This window comes from Leptospirales bacterium, from assembly GCA_019694655.1.
GTDB lineage: Bacteria > Spirochaetota > Leptospiria > Leptospirales > Leptonemataceae > SSF53.
The window spans coordinates 1-15,683 of record JAIBBN010000015.1 but is presented as its reverse complement, the minus strand read 5'-3'; the positions used below and the strand labels follow the sequence as shown (position 1 = coordinate 15,683).

At 52.6% G+C, this 15,683-nt stretch carries 17 protein-coding genes; all 17 read left to right on the top strand.

Annotated elements, in window-relative coordinates:
• Window positions 1-339 precede the first annotated feature (339 nt).
• Genes K1X75_15585 through K1X75_15505 form a run of 17 tightly spaced genes read left to right on the top strand, consistent with a single transcriptional unit; the run spans window position 340 to window position 15,609 of the window.
• The gene (locus K1X75_15585; GenBank protein MBX7059484.1) at window positions 340-684 is read left to right on the top strand and encodes a hypothetical protein; all 345 of its coding nucleotides are present in this window, start codon (window positions 340-342) and stop codon (window positions 682-684) included.
• Window positions 684-1,625 (top strand): Gfo/Idh/MocA family oxidoreductase, encoded by a 942-nt coding sequence (locus K1X75_15580; protein ID MBX7059483.1) that lies wholly within the window; start codon window positions 684-686, stop codon window positions 1,623-1,625. Before K1X75_15585 ends, K1X75_15580 begins: the two co-directional genes overlap by 1 nt.
• A complete protein-coding gene (locus K1X75_15575; GenBank protein ID MBX7059482.1) occupies window positions 1,615-2,568 on the top strand; it encodes a hypothetical protein in 954 nt (317 codons plus the stop codon). Before K1X75_15580 ends, K1X75_15575 begins: the two co-directional genes overlap by 11 nt.
• A gap of 12 nt (window positions 2,569-2,580) precedes the next feature.
• Window positions 2,581-3,579, top strand: coding sequence for an NAD-dependent 4,6-dehydratase LegB (locus tag K1X75_15570; GenBank protein ID MBX7059481.1), 999 nt, complete (start codon window positions 2,581-2,583; stop codon window positions 3,577-3,579).
• A gap of 40 nt (window positions 3,580-3,619) precedes the next feature.
• Window positions 3,620-4,753: a LegC family aminotransferase gene (locus K1X75_15565; GenBank protein MBX7059480.1), complete on the top strand. Its 1,134-nt coding sequence runs from the start codon at window positions 3,620-3,622 to the stop codon at window positions 4,751-4,753.
• A complete protein-coding gene (locus K1X75_15560) occupies window positions 4,750-5,367 on the top strand; it encodes a NeuD/PglB/VioB family sugar acetyltransferase (GenBank protein MBX7059479.1) in 618 nt (205 codons plus the stop codon). The genes K1X75_15565 and K1X75_15560 overlap by 4 nt, the downstream gene beginning before the upstream one ends.
• Window positions 5,364-6,365, top strand: coding sequence for an N-acetylneuraminate synthase (neuB, locus tag K1X75_15555; protein MBX7059478.1), 1,002 nt, complete (start codon window positions 5,364-5,366; stop codon window positions 6,363-6,365). Before K1X75_15560 ends, neuB begins: the two co-directional genes overlap by 4 nt.
• 3 nt (window positions 6,366-6,368) lie before the next feature.
• Window positions 6,369-7,571, top strand: coding sequence for a UDP-N-acetylglucosamine 2-epimerase (hydrolyzing) (gene neuC, locus K1X75_15550; protein MBX7059477.1), 1,203 nt, complete (start codon window positions 6,369-6,371; stop codon window positions 7,569-7,571).
• A gap of 2 nt (window positions 7,572-7,573) precedes the next feature.
• Window positions 7,574-8,641 (top strand): nucleotidyltransferase family protein, encoded by a 1,068-nt coding sequence (locus K1X75_15545; protein ID MBX7059476.1) that lies wholly within the window; start codon window positions 7,574-7,576, stop codon window positions 8,639-8,641.
• On the top strand, window positions 8,632-9,942 hold the full coding sequence (locus K1X75_15540) for an N-acetyl sugar amidotransferase (GenBank protein MBX7059475.1): 1,311 nt from the start codon (window positions 8,632-8,634) through the stop codon (window positions 9,940-9,942). The genes K1X75_15545 and K1X75_15540 overlap by 10 nt, the downstream gene beginning before the upstream one ends.
• Window positions 9,943-9,966: 24 nt before the next feature.
• Window positions 9,967-10,752 carry an imidazole glycerol phosphate synthase cyclase subunit gene (locus tag K1X75_15535; GenBank protein ID MBX7059474.1) on the top strand — a complete coding sequence of 262 codons (786 nt, stop codon included), beginning with the start codon at window positions 9,967-9,969 and terminating at the stop codon, window positions 10,750-10,752.
• Entirely contained in the window at window positions 10,739-11,383 is a 645-nt protein-coding gene (gene hisH / locus K1X75_15530) for an imidazole glycerol phosphate synthase subunit HisH (GenBank protein ID MBX7059473.1), read from the top strand. Before K1X75_15535 ends, hisH begins: the two co-directional genes overlap by 14 nt.
• Window positions 11,380-12,396, top strand: a complete 1,017-nt coding sequence (locus K1X75_15525; protein MBX7059472.1) for a Gfo/Idh/MocA family oxidoreductase — start codon at window positions 11,380-11,382, stop codon at window positions 12,394-12,396. Before hisH ends, K1X75_15525 begins: the two co-directional genes overlap by 4 nt.
• 13 nt (window positions 12,397-12,409) lie before the next feature.
• Window positions 12,410-13,114 carry an acylneuraminate cytidylyltransferase family protein gene (locus K1X75_15520; protein MBX7059471.1) on the top strand — a complete coding sequence of 235 codons (705 nt, stop codon included), beginning with the start codon at window positions 12,410-12,412 and terminating at the stop codon, window positions 13,112-13,114.
• A complete protein-coding gene (locus K1X75_15515; GenBank protein ID MBX7059470.1) occupies window positions 13,111-13,911 on the top strand; it encodes an SDR family oxidoreductase in 801 nt (266 codons plus the stop codon). The genes K1X75_15520 and K1X75_15515 overlap by 4 nt, the downstream gene beginning before the upstream one ends.
• On the top strand, window positions 13,911-14,876 hold the full coding sequence (locus tag K1X75_15510; protein MBX7059469.1) for a hypothetical protein: 966 nt from the start codon (window positions 13,911-13,913) through the stop codon (window positions 14,874-14,876). The genes K1X75_15515 and K1X75_15510 overlap by 1 nt, the downstream gene beginning before the upstream one ends.
• 49 nt (window positions 14,877-14,925) lie before the next feature.
• Window positions 14,926-15,609: a TylF/MycF family methyltransferase gene (locus K1X75_15505; protein MBX7059468.1), complete on the top strand. Its 684-nt coding sequence runs from the start codon at window positions 14,926-14,928 to the stop codon at window positions 15,607-15,609.
• Window positions 15,610-15,683: the final 74 nt, after the last annotated feature.

Genomic DNA, 15,683 nt, shown 5'->3' with positions numbered 1-15,683 from the left:
CTCGTAGAAGAGCGAGTGAAGAGAGCCGTGCCGTCCGGTATTTCTGTTCGCTGCATATTGCGCGGCCTTGGCGGCGCCAGAATCCAAGAACTTGCCGAAATTCTTCACCGCGATTTCGGCTACCTTCCGGAGGCAGCGGCGGATACGGCTTCCTACTATTTTTTCAATTCTGGAATTGTAGATTGTGCACCGCAGCCGTTTACATATCATCTCCGCGCTTTGCGCAGGCTTCCCTTCCTCGGCCCGCTGCTCTGGCCAACGTTGCGCAGGAACTTGATCAAATTTCGTCCTCTATTGCAGCGGATTTGGTCCTTTCGACTAACACGGCCTCGCCCATTCATGAAAACCCTTAATAGCATGATAGCCAGTGTCGCTGCTGTCGGCGGGCGCAGTGTTGTCCTACTTACGCCGCGTCCGCCGGATGCCATGGAGAGTAGATCACCCGGAATTACCTCGTCCGTTGAAAAATACAACTCAATGAAGAAAGATAGTCCGGCAAATGTATTGGTTTTGAGCGTTGAAGCATTGGAGGCGGAACTCCTCCTGGACGATGGCCACCATCTAACTACGCGGGGACACGAACAGGTAGCAGCGCTGATATGGGAAGCGCTACGACCGGACTTGATTCCGACCCTCGAGCCGCAACAATTTCAACATCAACGCGGTCCTATGGAGCGCTGCTGATGAAAGCGCGAGTAGCTTTCATTGGCGCCGGCTACATGGCAGCCGAGCACGCTAAAGTCTATGCGAGCCTCGACACCGCTGTTCTGGTCGGCGTCTGCTCCCGAAGCAAAGAACGGGCCATCGCATTTGCTGGCGCCTTTGGATTGCCTTTGGCAACCGATTCCATCGATGAACTCCTGGAAGAAGCCAGGCCCGATCTGACAGTAGTAGCCGTGCCTGAATTGTCAGTCAGGGATGTATGCGTCAATGCATTGAGATTTCCATCAAAGCTCCTGGTAGAAAAGCCTGTCGGTCGAAATTTGTCAGAGGCTGAATACATACTTGAATGTGCGGGAAGTCGTGCCGGCGACATACGCGTAGCGTTGAATCGACGGTACTATGCAAGCACTGCGGCCGCGGCGCGGGGCCTCCAGAATGACCAAGGACCGCGGGTAATACACATACAAGACCAAGAGGACCTAGAACGAGCCGCGGCCGGCGGCCAGCCCCGGGAGGTTCTCGAAAACTGGATGTACGCCAATTCAATCCATCTGATCGACTATTTCTCTGTATTCGGTCGCGGCAAGGCGGATGTAGTAACTCGCCTTGGGAATTGGACGTTTGAGAATCCAGAGGCGTTCTCTGCCATTCTTGATTTTGACTCTGGCGACCGAGGCATTTACACAGCATTGTGGAACATGCCGGGACCATGGTCGGTATCTATTTCCACTGCATCGCAACGCTGGGAGCTGCGGCCGCTTGAAGTCGCAGCGAGCCAGAAACGTGGTGAACGCAAGATTGTCGAAGAGCCGCGTGATGCCTGGGATACGGAATTCAAGCCGGGACTGCGCCGAATGGCAGATGACGCTATTGCTTTTGCCACTCGCAGACCTACCATGTTGCCTGACCTTCGCGAAAGCGTCAAGACCATGCGACTGATTCACGCTATCTATGGATGCTAGTCTGTTAATCGCCGGGGCCGGCCAGCTGGGATCGCGCTATTTGCAAGGCTTGGTCACAGCTCCAGCAAGTATCCACTGCACTGTTCTTGATCCATCCGAGGAAGCTCTACGACAGGCAAAAATCCGGTGGCAGGAAGCTGGCGGCGATAAGACGGCGCACAAAATCGTATATACGACACAAGCAAAGAACGCGCCAAAAATAGTAGATCTTGCCGTTGTCGCCACCACAGCCAATGTCCGAGCCAATACTGTAGTCCAAATAGCCAATCGCACGACGGTACGCTATTGGGTGCTGGAAAAAGTACTCGCTCAAAGGCCGTCGGACCTTGATATACTGCACCAGGCGACCAATGGAGGCCAGCGGACCTGGGTCAATACGCCAATGCTCAGTTGGACGCTCTACAAGAATCTCAGATTTGAAATTCCCCAGGATCGGACTCTCCACTGGCGATATGAGGATGTCCGTGGCCTGGCATGCAATGCTATACACTACCTGGATCTTGCCTCGAGATGGCACGAAGCCTCGCTTGAATCTATGTCCACAGACGAATTGATAGGACAGTGGAGTCCTTCAACTCGCACTGGCTTTTACGATGTTTACGGCTCGCTACATTTCAATTTCAGTAACGGTTCCAGCCTGCTGGTTAGCAGCAAGGAACACGATCGACAGTTTCGATGCAGCCTGAGTTATGAAAATCTTGTCTGGAAAATCCACGAGTCCGATGGTATCGCGGAATGTTCTGATGGTCGAATCGTTCGCGGTCGCTGTGAGCTACAGAGCGAACTGACAACACCTTTGATTATGTCGCTCCTTGAGCGTGACGCGTGCCTGCTCCCGACCCTCGACCAATCGATCAAGCAGCACGTAGCGTACCTTTCCGCGCTCTTGGTTCATTACCGAGCGACCATGGATGCGTCAGCGGATTTCGTACCAATTACCTGAGAGAGTGCGCACTTGGATAAAGTTTTGATTACAGGCGCCGACGGATTTATCGGCTCTCATCTAACGGAAGCGCTCGTGCGCGCAGGTTATGACGTACGTGCATTTGTTCAGTACAATTCCTTTTCCTCCTGGGGGTGGTTGGATCATTGCGCCGCAGATGTGCGGGGGAACTTCGAAGTGTTTCCCGGCGATGTGCGAGATCCGCATGGGGTGCGCGAGGCCATGACCGATTGCCGGGCTGTCTTGCATCTGGCTGCGCTGATTGCCATACCTTACTCCTACCATTCACCAGATACCTATGTTGATACTAATATAAAGGGAACGCTAAATATCATACAGGCGGCTCGCGGATTGGGTTTGGAGCGTGTAATTCATACCTCAACAAGCGAAGTCTACGGAACAGCTCGCTTTGTTCCAATTACCGAAGAGCATCCGCTCCAGCCGCAATCCCCCTACTCGGCAAGCAAGATCGCCGCGGATCAAATGGCGATGTCTTTTCATTTTTCGTTTGGATTGCCTGTGACAATTGTTCGACCCTTTAATACTTACGGTCCGCGGCAATCGGCGCGCGCAGTGATTCCAACCATAATTACCCAAATCCTGGCCGGCAAAAGGAAAATCAAACTCGGCGCTGTTCATCCAACGCGAGATTTCAATTACGTAACGGATACGTGCGCTGGCTTTCTCGCCGCCCTGAATTCGGACGCCGCAGTGGGAGAGGTCGTCAATATTGGCAGCAATTTTGAGGTGACGATCCTCGATACGGCCCTTGAAATTGCCCGGCTATTGGGCGTCGAAATCGAAATCGTCGCCGATGATATGCGTCTGCGCCCCGCTCGATCCGAAGTCGAGCGACTTTGGGCTTCCAACGACAAGGCTGGCAAATTGCTACAATGGCAGCCTGTCTATTGCGGGCTAGAGGGTTTCCGAAAGGGGCTAGATGCCACAATTCAGTGGTTCCGCGATTCCGGTCACGTAGCAACCTACAAGACTGATCGCTACAATATTTGAAGTTGTGAATCACGAACTCCCTCAACAAATTGTCACAGCCATGCGCCGAATTCTCCCCTCGGGACCGGCCCCGCTGCATGAGCCCACATTTGAGGGAAATGAACTTGAATATCTGAAGCAATGCATTGATAGTACGTTTGTTTCTTCAGTTGGAAAGTTTGTAGAGCGCTTTGAATTCGAACTGGTCGATTTTACTGGCGCTCGAAACGCAATTGCCGTCGTCAACGGCACGGCCGCCCTTCAGCTGGCATTGAGGACGACCGGGTTACAAATTGGCGATGAAGTGCTCACTCCGACTTTGACCTTCGCCGCAACCGCTGCCGCTGTTGTTCACGCTGGAGGGATACCGCACTTTGTCGACTGCGATGAAGAGTGCTTCGCTTTTGACTTTGATCGGGTAGCGGATCAACTGAAGTCAATTGTCGAGTTTCGAAGCGGCTATTGTTGGAACAAGCAGACTGGCAGGCGTATTCACTCCGCAATAGTTGTACATATCTTTGGCAGGCCTGCCAACCTGGAGTCCGCACAAAAGTTCTGTCGCGATTTTCGCCTTGAGCTGATCGAGGATGCGGCCGAGTCTCTTGGTTCGTATTTTGGCGGGGTGCATACGGGGCGTTTTGGCCGGTTCGGAATATTTAGCTTCAACGGAAACAAAACTATTACAACCGGGGGTGGTGGAGCATTGTTAACAGACGATGACGATTTGGCCCGCACAGCCAGACACCTGTCCACGACGGCAAAAAAGCCGCATCCCTGGCTTTATGAACATGATTCGGTAGGGTACAATTTTCGAATGCCTAATTTGAATGCCGCCCTTGGCTGTGCGCAGCTAGAGCAGCTGCCGGTTCTGCTGGAGCGAAAGCGTCTCCTCTACCATCGTTATGCTGCAGCGCTTGACTCAATTCAGGGCATTCGGCTCATAGCGGAGCCGGCACATGGGCGGAGCAATTTCTGGCTGCAGGCTATCCAGCTAAATCGAGGTGATCGAGCAGTACGCGATCAGATTCTGCAACAAACCAATCAGAATGGGCTGACAACTCGTCCCGTCTGGAATTTACTGCATGAACAGGCGCCTTACAGTCGCTTCCCTTGCCTGCCTGTTTCTACGGCCCTTAAACTTCAGGATTCTTTGATAAATCTCCCAAGTGGAGCCGGGCTGGTTGCACAAGAATGACAGCTCCAAAGATCTTGCTCGTGGGCGCTGGCGGTCACGCTCGCTCGGTAATTGATGTAGTTGAAACGGCAGGCGAGTATGACATAGTGGGGCTTGTGGGTACGCCTGAGCAAGTTGGACAGCAACTTCTGGGAAGGCCAATCCTGGGACACGACGGTGATTTGCAAAAATTGCGGGCTGTAGCTGACTACGCCATAGTAGCCATCGGTCAAATCAAGACCGCGGAGTCGCGGACTCGCGCCTGGCAAAGCGTTCGCGATGCCGGATTTATTACGCCGAAGATCGTCGCACCTACCGCGCGGGTCGCCCGAAGCGCTGCCATTGGCGATGGAACAGTCATATTTCACTTTGCATTTGTCAATTCCTGCGCCTCAGTAGGAGCCAATTGCATCATCAATTCCTGTGCACTGCTGGAGCATGATGTGATTGTCGAGGACCATTGTCATATTTCCACAGGTGTGATTCTGAATGGCGGCGTACGCGTACATGAGCGCAGTTTCGTCGGAAGCGGCGCCATAGTGCGTGAGAATACCACAATTGGAAATAATTCGATCGTGCCTATGGGCCATCGTGTCATTCGCTCCTGGCCGAGTTCAGCCGAGTTGAGACAATGAGTATCATTTTGATTGCAGAAGCGGGCGTAAACCACAACGGTGATCCCGACCTTGCGTTGCGAATGGTGGACGTGGCGGCCGAAGCTGGCGCAGACTTTGTGAAATTTCAAACATTTCGGGCGGAGCTACTTGCCACGGCGAATGCAGACAAGGCTGGTTACCAAAAGAGCGCAATTGGAAATGATCAATCGCAACTAGCAATGCTCTCTTCCTTGCAGCTCCCGGAATCAACTTATCCGCTGCTGGCGGATCGCTGCCAGCAACATGGGATAGGATTTCTTTCCACTGCTTTTGACGAAGAGAGTCTAACGCTTGTGGCTGCGCTCAAACCGAAATATTTGAAAATTCCCTCTGGCGAACTGACCAACATCCCTTTACTGAGAAAGCATGCGCGCCTTGATACGCCATTGTTGATTTCAACGGGCATGGCTACTCTGGGTGAAATTGATGCGGCCCTGCGCTGTTTGATCGATGCGGGCATGCGACGAGAGCAATTGATATTGCTCCACTGTACTACGGAATACCCTGCGCCCTTTGCTTCCTTAAATTTGAAAGCGATTCGCACTCTGGCGAACACCTTTGGCATTCCCTGCGGCTACTCAGATCACAGTTCTGGCATTGAGGCCGCCATTGCGGCAGCAGCCCTTGGCGCGCCGGTCATTGAGAAACACTTCACGCTGAACCGAAATATGCGAGGCCCAGACCATCGAGCGAGTGTGGAGCCAGACGAGCTCGGGCAGATGGTACGGGCGGTAAGAAATGTTGAGTTGGCTCTTGGCGACGGAATAAAGAGGCCCTACGATACCGAGCTTGCCAATGCGCAGGTAGCACGGAAGCGCATTGTTGCAGCAACCGTGATTCACTCCGGGGATACGCTCGGCGAACAAAACATGACGACTCGCCGCCACACAGTCGGTCTGTCGCCGTTGCACTGGGACCTCCTGCTTGGTCGGAAGGCCGTTCGCGATTTTCAACCTGATGAGCCCATTGAGTTGTAATCTATGATCAGGGTTTGCTTTGTAACCGGTGGTCGTGCTGAGTATGGATTGTTGCGTTGGGTGATGGAGGAAGTGCGAGAGTCGCCCGATATGAATTTGCAGATTCTTGCAACCGGCGCTCACCTATCTGCCGCTCATGGTGCAACTATCGCTGAAATTGAACGCGATGGCTTTACAGTTAGTAAGCGGGTCGAAATGCTTCTGGCTGACGATAGCCCTGGTTCCGTAGTTAAATCAATGGGACTTGAACTGATCGGTTTGGCCGACGCTTTTCGCGAATTGCAACCGGAATGGCTCGTTTTGCTAGGCGATCGCTATGAAATCCTGATGGCAGCTACGGCAGCTTTGATTTGCCGAATTCCTATCGCGCATGTTCACGGCGGCGAGATCAGCGAGGGCGCCTTCGATGACTCCATCCGTCATGCAATAACGAAGATGTCACATTTGCACTTTGTGGCCTGCGAAGAATATGCCCGCAGGGTGGTTCAGCTTGGGGAGGAGCCTGATCGTGTGTACAACGTTGGCGGCCTTGGAATAGAAAGCATTAGGCGTCTTAGACCGCTGAATTTGCTAGAGCTGGAATCGGACCTGCAGGTTTCATTGAAACCGCCGATTTTGCTAACGACATTTCATCCAGCAACTTTGGATCCAATTGACCCGGGCGAGCAAATGGGATGCGTTTTACGTGCACTAGCTGCAATTGACGAAGCTACGATCTTGTTTACAATGCCAAACGCCGATCCAGGGAATGCGACTATACGAAGTCAGATCCAGCAATTCTGCAGCGATCGGCCAAGAGCATTTGCTTTTGAGTCTTTAGGTCAGCTTCGCTACCTTTCATGCATGGCTGTCGCCGGCGCCGTAGTCGGTAATTCATCAAGCGGATTGCTCGAGGCGCCTGGGCTGGGAACCCCCACGGTGAATATTGGCATTAGACAAGCTGGTCGCGTTCGCGCGTCCAGCGTCATTGATTGTAGTTTGAACGAATTCGAAATTGCCGCGGCGATACGGCGCTCTTTGACGCCCGGATTCAGAGCGAATGCGGGCAATAGCCAAAACCCATTTGGAGATGGCTTCGCTGCAAAACGCATAGTCTCCGTTATACGATCCTTCGATCGGACCAAAGTGGCCTCGAAACATTTTCACGATGTGACTTTTCCAGTGTCAGGTAGCGCTCGCGATGCAACCTGTCCGATCGCGAATTGAGTATGGACTGGAAGAAGTGCAGACTGACACTGGCGACAACGGTGGGGGACGCTGTTAGAAGCCTGAATGAAAGCGGTTTGAAGATTGTCCTCGTCGTATCTGAAAGTGATAAATTGGAGGGTACAGTATCTGACGGCGACATCCGCAGAGGAATGTTACGCGGAGTTACCGTAGCAGACCCGATCGAGTCTGTACTTCACAGAAAGCCATTTGTCGTGCCGCCAGAAGTGGGCCATGAAGTGGTCAATCAGCTAATGCATGTCAATAAAATACAACAAGTACCTATTGTTGATGGATTACACAGGGTCGTTGGTCTGCACCTTTGGGACGAGGTCGCGGCGGGGCCGGAGCGAAGCAACATCGTGATCATAATGGCTGGCGGCTTAGGGACAAGGCTTCGACCGCATACCGAAACCTGTCCGAAGCCGCTCCTGCCTGTGGCAGGGAAGCCTATGCTCGAGCACATTATCGACCGCGCTCGAGGCGAGGGGTTCGTTCGTTTCGTTCTGGCAATTCAGTATCTGGGCCACATGATCGAAGAATACTTCCAGAACGGCGAACGTTGGGGAGTTCAAATTGACTACCTTCGCGAGGAAAGACCAATGGGCACGGCCGGTGCGCTCAGTCTCCTTGCTCCACGTCCAGATATGCCTTTTCTTGTAACCAATGGCGATGTACTTACTGATATTCAATACGGCGAGCTACTCGCCTTCCACAGCCGGTATGGTGCTTGTGCGACTATGGCAGTGCGCCTCCATGAGTGGCAGCATCCGTTTGGCGTAGTCCAAACCGAAGGCGTCGAGATTACCGGATTTGAGGAAAAGCCGCTCCATCGCACACACGTAAATGCCGGCGTCTACGCTCTTGAGCCGGCGGCCCTCGATGAAGTTCTTCCGAATGAGCGCTGCGATATGCCGACACTCTTCGAGCGCCTGCGGTCCAAAGGACAGAGAACGGTCGCCTACCCAATGCACGAGCCGTGGCTTGACGTTGGTGCGCCAGAGGACTTGCGAAGGGCCGGGGAAGCGAGCGATACGCGGCAACGAAGGAGCCTGGATTCATGGAATTGATGAAATACCCCGCAGTCACTGACAGGACGGAATACTCCCGAGATAACCCGAATCCGCGCACGCTCTACGGGCTGCCGCAGACTGTCTCCTACTGCAAAAAGTGCGTCATTTCCAATCAGCGGCCAAATTCCGCAGTCGAATACAAGCATACAAAAGAATCTCGAAAAGCGACTATCAATTTTGACATGCACGGTATTTGCGATGCTTGCAATTTTGCTGAGCGCAAGCGCTACGCCATTGACTGGAATCTTCGCGAGCAGCAGCTAAAAGAGTTATGCGACCGCCACCGCAAATCGGATGGATCGTACGACTGCATCGTCCCTGGCTCCGGCGGAAAAGACAGCTTCTATGCCTCGCATGTACTCAAGCATAACTATGGCATGCATCCGCTAACGGTAACATGGGCTCCGCATGTCTACACTGAATGGGGGTGGAGAAATTTTCAATCATGGATTCATGCTGGTCACGACAACTATCTCATGACGCCAAATGGTCGAATCCACCGTCTGCTAACTCGACTTTCGACTGAGCTGCTTTTTCATCCCTTTCAGGCCTTCATGTTCGGGCAGAAATCGCTGGCGCCTAAGATGGCGCTGCTTTTCAATATCCCTCTTGTTTTTTTTGGTGAAAACGAAGCAGAATATGGAAATCCGATTGGCGACACAGAAACCGCCAAACGAGATTGGTCCTACTTTAGCGCGGAGAATCAGGCATCGATATTCTTGGGCGGAGTATCCGTTGCGGATCTGAAGACCCAATTTGGTGTCGATCAAAATGATCTTCAACCGTACCTCCCAGCCAATCCGGAGCATTTGAACAGAACGGGCGTTGAAGTCCACTATCTTGGCTATTACCTGAAGTGGCATCCTCAGAGTTGCTACTACTACGCTGTAGAGCATGGCGGATTTGCGGCATCCCCCGAGAGGACTCCAGGAACTTATTCAAAATACAACAGCATTGATGATCGGATCGATGATTTGCACTATTACACTACGGGCGTCAAATTTGGAATCGGTCGCGCAACTTATGACGCCGCACAGGAAATCCGATCAGGCGACATTACGCGCGAAGAGGGCGCGGCGCTGGTACGCCGCTTCGATCATGAATTTCCGGCTCGCTTTGAAAACGAGCTATATCAATATTTGAGTATTCCGGAGCGCGAATTCCCGGAAGCTAGCAGAATGTTTGAGCGTCCGCTAATGGATCGAGAGTATTTCTTGCGCCTGGCTGATCAATTTCGCTCTCCGCACTTATGGGTTGCCGAAGGAGACGCTTGGAAACTTCGCTATCCAATTGACTGAACAACGAATGAAGCTTCTTCTAAAATGAGTGAAAGTGGCGCGAATTTGCGACTGATTGCTCGACTGGACATCAAGGGCCCCAATCTAATTAAAGGGGTTCACCTTGAAGGATTGCGAGTTATCGGCCCGCCGAACGAATATGCCATCAAGTACTACCTCCAGGGTGCAGACGAATTGCTGTATATGGACTGCGTGGCAAGCTTGTACGGCAGGAATCACCTGTCGGATATTGTCCGAGAGGCGGCAAGGGACATTTTTGTCCCCATGACCGTCGGCGGGGGTATTCGCGCCGTTGAGGATGCAAGATCCCTGCTCCGATCAGGTGCAGACAAAGTTGCCGTCAATACTGCGGCGATCAGCAATCCGAATCTTATCCGTCAGCTTGCCGAGACCTTTGGCAGCCAGTGCGTGGTGCTTTCTGTGGAAGCAAAACAGCAGGCCGCTGATCAGTGGGAAGCTTACACGGACAACGGTCGTGAACGCACCGGTCGCGATGTAGTTTCCTGGGTGGAGGAAGCCACTGCCCTTGGGGCCGGGGAGATCCTGCTCACTTCTGTGGACCGCGAAGGAACGCGGCGCGGCTTTGATTTGCCTTTATTGAAAGCAGTAACCGGCCGCGTTTCCGTGCCGGTCATCGCCAGCGGCGGCATGGGAAGAACAGAGGATATCATTGCTGCTGCCGCCGAGAATGTCAGTGCGGTCGCTTTTGCCGATATCCTTCACTACGGTCGCGCAAGAGTGAGTGATGTTCGCCGCACTGCACAAGAAGCGGGGATTCGGGTTCGAAGGTACGATGATGCAATCGAATGAAGTGGTCATCATTGACTACGGAGTAGGGAATTTACTCAGCGTCCAACGGGGCTTCGAGCATTTCGGCGCACGCGTCACTTTATCATCGGATGCCGAAATTATTTGCAGAGCGCGCCGATTGGTGCTCCCCGGAGTTGGGGCGTTTGGCGCTGCGATGAATGTTCTGCGTTCGCTTCAACTTTTTGAACCAATATTGGAAGCCGCACGTAGCGGCGCTCCATTGCTTGGCATATGTCTGGGCATGCAAATGCTATTTGAGGAAAGCGAAGAGTTCGGTCTGCATAAAGGCCTGGCGCTCATTCCCGGTCGCGTAGCGCCTGTACCTTCAGTGACAACGGATGGTTCCTCTCAAAGGATACCGCATATAGGTTGGAGCGCACTCTACCCAGCCACAAATTCGCCCCCCTGGCGCGACACTTCGCTGGCAGAGGTCAAACCCGGCGACTCTGTCTATTTTGTGCATTCATTTATGGCAATGCCAGTCCATCCTTCAGACCGATTGGCTGATGCAAATTATGGCGGGCATTCGGTTGCCGGGGTTGTCAAAAGGAACAACGTAACGGGATGCCAGTTTCATCCAGAAAAGAGCGGCTCTGTAGGGCTAAGCATCCTCAAGAATTTCTTACAGTGATTGAACGGATAGTTATAGCCGGATACGGCAGCATTGGTGCACGCCATCTGCGGATCGCGCGCAGCTTGTTGCCGCAAGCCGACATTCGAGTCTTGAGGCGCGACACAGCATATGAGCCGCCATCCGAAAGCAATGGCCTGCTCAATTCCTATTCCGATGCTTGCGCCTTCAAGCCTCAGCTAACCGTTGTTTGTGGCCCCGCAACCATGCATTGTGCGGCTATAGAATGTCTCTTGCCATCCGAAACGAACTTTCTGATTGAAAAACCTCTGGCTGCCGATTCGGAAAGCGGTCGGAAAATTGAAAGATCGCTTCGGGCGGGAGGAAGAATAGCACAATTAGGATACAATTTGCGTTACAGTACCGCACTACAGGAGTTCAAAAAACTTATTGATTCATCTGAAATTGGTAAGGTTCGTTTCGTCCAAGCCTCGGTCGGTCAATGGCTCCCATCCTGGCGGCCAGGGCGCGACTACCGCCAATCCGTGAGTGCGAGAAGTGAACTGGGCGGCGGTGCGCTACTCGAGCTTAGTCATGAGCTGGACTATTTGCGCTGGATTTTTGGCGAATTCGCATGGATTCAATCTTATTCGGCTCATTTGAGTGATTTACAAATCAACGTTGAGGATTGCGCTAGCTTGGTTGCCGTGACACACTCCTCAGGCGATATGCAACAAACTCTGATTTCTCTCAATCTGGATTTCCTTCAACGAACTCCTGCTCGCATGTGTCTGGCTATCGGCGAATATGGATCGCTTCGCTGGAATGCCGTAAGCGATCGTGTAGAAAGAAGCGAAGACGCCGCGGGTTGGAAAACTGTTTATGCTGGCGAGCAAGACGCTGACGGGTCATATCGAGCTGAGTGGCGAGCTCTACTCGAATCGATCAAAAAAGGGGAGGACGCCAAGCCTGGACTGGATGACGGAGTTCGCGCCTTATGCTACGTGGAGGCCGCGCGCAAGTCTGCAGAGACTGGCCAGCGAATCTCACCTGCAACACTTGACGCGGTCTGAAGCGGTGGTATCCATGGATGCGGTTGGCCTTATATGTGCTCGCGGTGGTTCGCGCGGTTTACCCGGCAAGAATCTACGTCGCCTGGGCGGCGAAACATTGGTTGGTCTTGCTGTCCGTCATCTTATGCAAACGGAATCAATACGTCGTGTTCTCATCTCAACAGACTCAGAAGAGATCGCAGCAGCAGCGCGCGACGCCGGGGCCGAGTCGCCTTTTATGCGGCCGACCGAACTCGCCCAGGATCATTCGCCGGAGTGGGAAGTTTGGCGGCACGCACTTCGGTTTCTTAGTTCGAGTGAAGGCAGGCTTCCAGATGCGCTGGTAGTGGCCCCAGCGACTTCACCTTTGAGAATTCCGCAGGATATTCAGCGAGCCCTGAGCAAATTTGGCAATGGGACTGCGGACCTTGTTCTTGCAATGACTCCGGCGCATAGAAGTCCCTACTTTAATATGGTCGTTGCAAAAGCAGACGGAGCCGTTGGACTTGTGAATCCGCCGATCAGTCAGATTAGCAGACGCCAGGATGCTCCTGCTGTTTTCGATATTACGACCGTGGTCTATGTTGCGCGGCCAGGCTATGTACTGAATTCGCCGGGTCTTTTTTCCGGCAGAGTCGAAGCCATTGAGGTTCCGGCCGAGCGCGCAATTGATATAGATACGCCCCTGGATTTTGCAATCGCTAATTGTCTCTTCAACTGTCAGGGAACAACTGAATGAGCGCCCTCTTGTCTCTCTCCTCGCTCCTCGGCCGCCGCGTTCTGCTGACTGGAGCAGCTGGCGTACTGGGCGGGGCAATTGCAGAGATGCTGGCGGGCCAAGGCGCGACTCTGCAGCTTGTAGATCGACCCGGCGCCGATTTCTCGCGTACCCTGGATCGGCTGGGCGAAGCAGTCGAAAAGACGCAGGTTATTGAATGCGATCTTGAGGTCGAAGCTGATCGGAAACGCCTTATTACTTTAGTCATCGGCTTTGACTCCCCGTTGGATGTACTCATTAACAATGCTGCATTCGTAGGTGATTCAAATCTCAGCGGCTGGGTAGAGCCCTTCGAAAAACAGAGCGTTGCCACCTGGCGAAGGGCAATTGAAGTAAATCTGACCGCCGCCTTTGAATTGTGCCAGGGTCTGGCGCCAAGTCTGCGTCGGTCCGGGCGCGGCGTAATTGTCAATGTTGCATCACTTTACGGACACCTCGGGCCTGATTGGAAGCTCTACGACGGAACGACGATGGGAAATCCGGCAGCCTATGCCGCATCAAAAGGCGGGCTAATACAGCTCACTCGCTGGCTGGCAACGACGCTTGCGCCAGAGATCAGGGTGAACGCTGTTTCACCAGGAGGCTTTTTGAGAAATCAACCACTCGAATTTGTCGAAAGATATGTGGCGCGCACGCCACTTCGCCGTATGGCAGACGAGTCCGATATCATGGGAACGATCGCTTATCTGGCGAGCGATCTTTCCTCCTATGTAACCGGACAGAATCTAGCGCTCGACGGCGGCTGGAGCGCCTGGTAATGAAAATCCTGCGCCAACCGGGGATCGGCGGCGATCTGATTTGCACCATTGCAATTGGACAGAAATACTTCGATGCATGGCGGCTCTACGCTTCGCCTGCCTGGCTGGAATACTGCGAGCGATATGACCTCGGCTTAATTGCCTTTGATGAAGACTTGATACCCCGAGACCACCCCCGCTGGAAAAAAGCGACCTGGCAGAAGATGTTGATCGGACATCGTTTGCTCGAAGCGAATCTAGGCGGTGGAAACGTCTGCTATTTGGACACAGATATACTTATTAATCCGTTTGCGCCAAACATATTTGATTTCACCAAACCGGGTCAAATTGGATTGGTTTCTATTCGAAGCGGATTGCCATTTCCGCTTCACCTCGTCCAGCGGCGATTGGCGTTTCTCCGTCATACACATTACAGCAGCAGCTATCCGCTAGATTCAGCCCTATTTATGTCCCTCGAGCAACTGTACGGCTACCATAAATTGCCGCCACAAGAGGACGAGGCCTGCATGGGTCTGATTTTGTTCAACCCCGGATTTCATGCCGAATGCATGGAGAACTGGTTCATGCAGTACGATCGCAATGTACAATCAGTGACGGGAGGCGGGGACCAAACGCATATAAATTTTGAAATCCAAAGCGCCGGTCCGGTCAATTGGCTCGACTACAGGTTTCAAGCCATCTGGGTCTATGAAATGGCGTGGAATTATCCCTTTCTTTATTCTTCCGGCCGAGAGGACAATCGCCTGATAATTCAGTGCATTCAAGCCGCCCTTCAGTCCAATTACTTCCTGCACTTCGCCGGTTCGTGGCATGAGAGCGATATGTGGAAAATCAAGAGAGCGTTCGAAGATTCCAGTGAGTATGGCGAGTTGCGCAATTTTCATGATTATTTGCAGCAGCCAGTCACGGGTCTGGCCCAGGGGATAATACGACCTGAACAAACAAGCTCGCCAGACAAATCCTGACTGCTTTCCTGGCCCGCTGCGCGAATGTAAGTATTTCGGAGCAATTCCAATGCCTCAAAACACGCCAATGACATCGCAACAAATATTGACCTTCACAAAATATATCAGACGGCATGAACTTGCACGACTCCTTGTTCAATATGAGCTATTCAAGATGTCCCAGACGGTAAAGGGGTCGATTGTAGAATGCGGGGTTTACCTTGGTTCCGGCGTCCTTGCATGGGGAAAATTGGCCGAATGCCTTGAGCCATACAATTTTCTTAGAAAAATTGTTGGCTTTGATACATTTGAAGGCTTTCCAAGCATTGCCAACGAAGATCTTGGCGGCAATGCTTCCGCAGCGAAAATCGGCCATCTTGATCCAAAGTACGATACCTTTGCTGAAATTCAGGAATGCATTGCGGACTTCAATAGCACCCGCCTCCTAAGTCACCAGGAGAAAATCATTCTCGTTAAAGGAGACGCAACCAGGACGATTCCGGAATATTTAAGCACAAATCCACATCTTCTGGTATCGCTGCTATACCTTGATTTCGATATCTATGAGCCCACGAAAATTGCTCTGCAGCACTTTCTTCCGCGCATGCCAAAAGGCGCCATAGTTGCTTTTGATGAATTGAATGATCCGAAATGGCCAGGGGAGACTGCCGCCTTGCTAGAGATTCTGGATCTGCGGGATTACAGTTTGCAGTCATTTCCCTTTGAGCCGCACATCAGCTATATTCAGCTGTAGCGAGGCCATCGCCACGATAGCGGACACTCACTGAGCTGCCGAAGGCCGGTCCCTACAGCAGGGACTAGGAATAT

Coding starts and splice junctions, on each gene's coding strand:
- K1X75_15585 (MBX7059484.1), top strand. CDS start 340: ATGAAAACCCTTAATAGCATGATAGCCAGTGTCGCTGCTGTCGGCGGG.
- K1X75_15580 (MBX7059483.1), top strand. CDS start 684: ATGAAAGCGCGAGTAGCTTTCATTGGCGCCGGCTACATGGCAGCCGAG.
- K1X75_15575 (MBX7059482.1), top strand. CDS start 1,615: ATGGATGCTAGTCTGTTAATCGCCGGGGCCGGCCAGCTGGGATCGCGC.
- K1X75_15565 (MBX7059480.1), top strand. CDS start 3,620: ATGCGCCGAATTCTCCCCTCGGGACCGGCCCCGCTGCATGAGCCCACA.
- K1X75_15560 (MBX7059479.1), top strand. CDS start 4,750: ATGACAGCTCCAAAGATCTTGCTCGTGGGCGCTGGCGGTCACGCTCGC.
- neuB (MBX7059478.1), top strand. CDS start 5,364: ATGAGTATCATTTTGATTGCAGAAGCGGGCGTAAACCACAACGGTGAT.
- neuC (MBX7059477.1), top strand. CDS start 6,369: ATGATCAGGGTTTGCTTTGTAACCGGTGGTCGTGCTGAGTATGGATTG.
- K1X75_15545 (MBX7059476.1), top strand. CDS start 7,574: ATGGACTGGAAGAAGTGCAGACTGACACTGGCGACAACGGTGGGGGAC.
- K1X75_15540 (MBX7059475.1), top strand. CDS start 8,632: ATGGAATTGATGAAATACCCCGCAGTCACTGACAGGACGGAATACTCC.
- K1X75_15535 (MBX7059474.1), top strand. CDS start 9,967: ATGAGTGAAAGTGGCGCGAATTTGCGACTGATTGCTCGACTGGACATC.
- hisH (MBX7059473.1), top strand. CDS start 10,739: ATGCAATCGAATGAAGTGGTCATCATTGACTACGGAGTAGGGAATTTA.
- K1X75_15520 (MBX7059471.1), top strand. CDS start 12,410: ATGGATGCGGTTGGCCTTATATGTGCTCGCGGTGGTTCGCGCGGTTTA.
- K1X75_15515 (MBX7059470.1), top strand. CDS start 13,111: ATGAGCGCCCTCTTGTCTCTCTCCTCGCTCCTCGGCCGCCGCGTTCTG.
- K1X75_15510 (MBX7059469.1), top strand. CDS start 13,911: ATGAAAATCCTGCGCCAACCGGGGATCGGCGGCGATCTGATTTGCACC.
- K1X75_15505 (MBX7059468.1), top strand. CDS start 14,926: ATGCCTCAAAACACGCCAATGACATCGCAACAAATATTGACCTTCACA.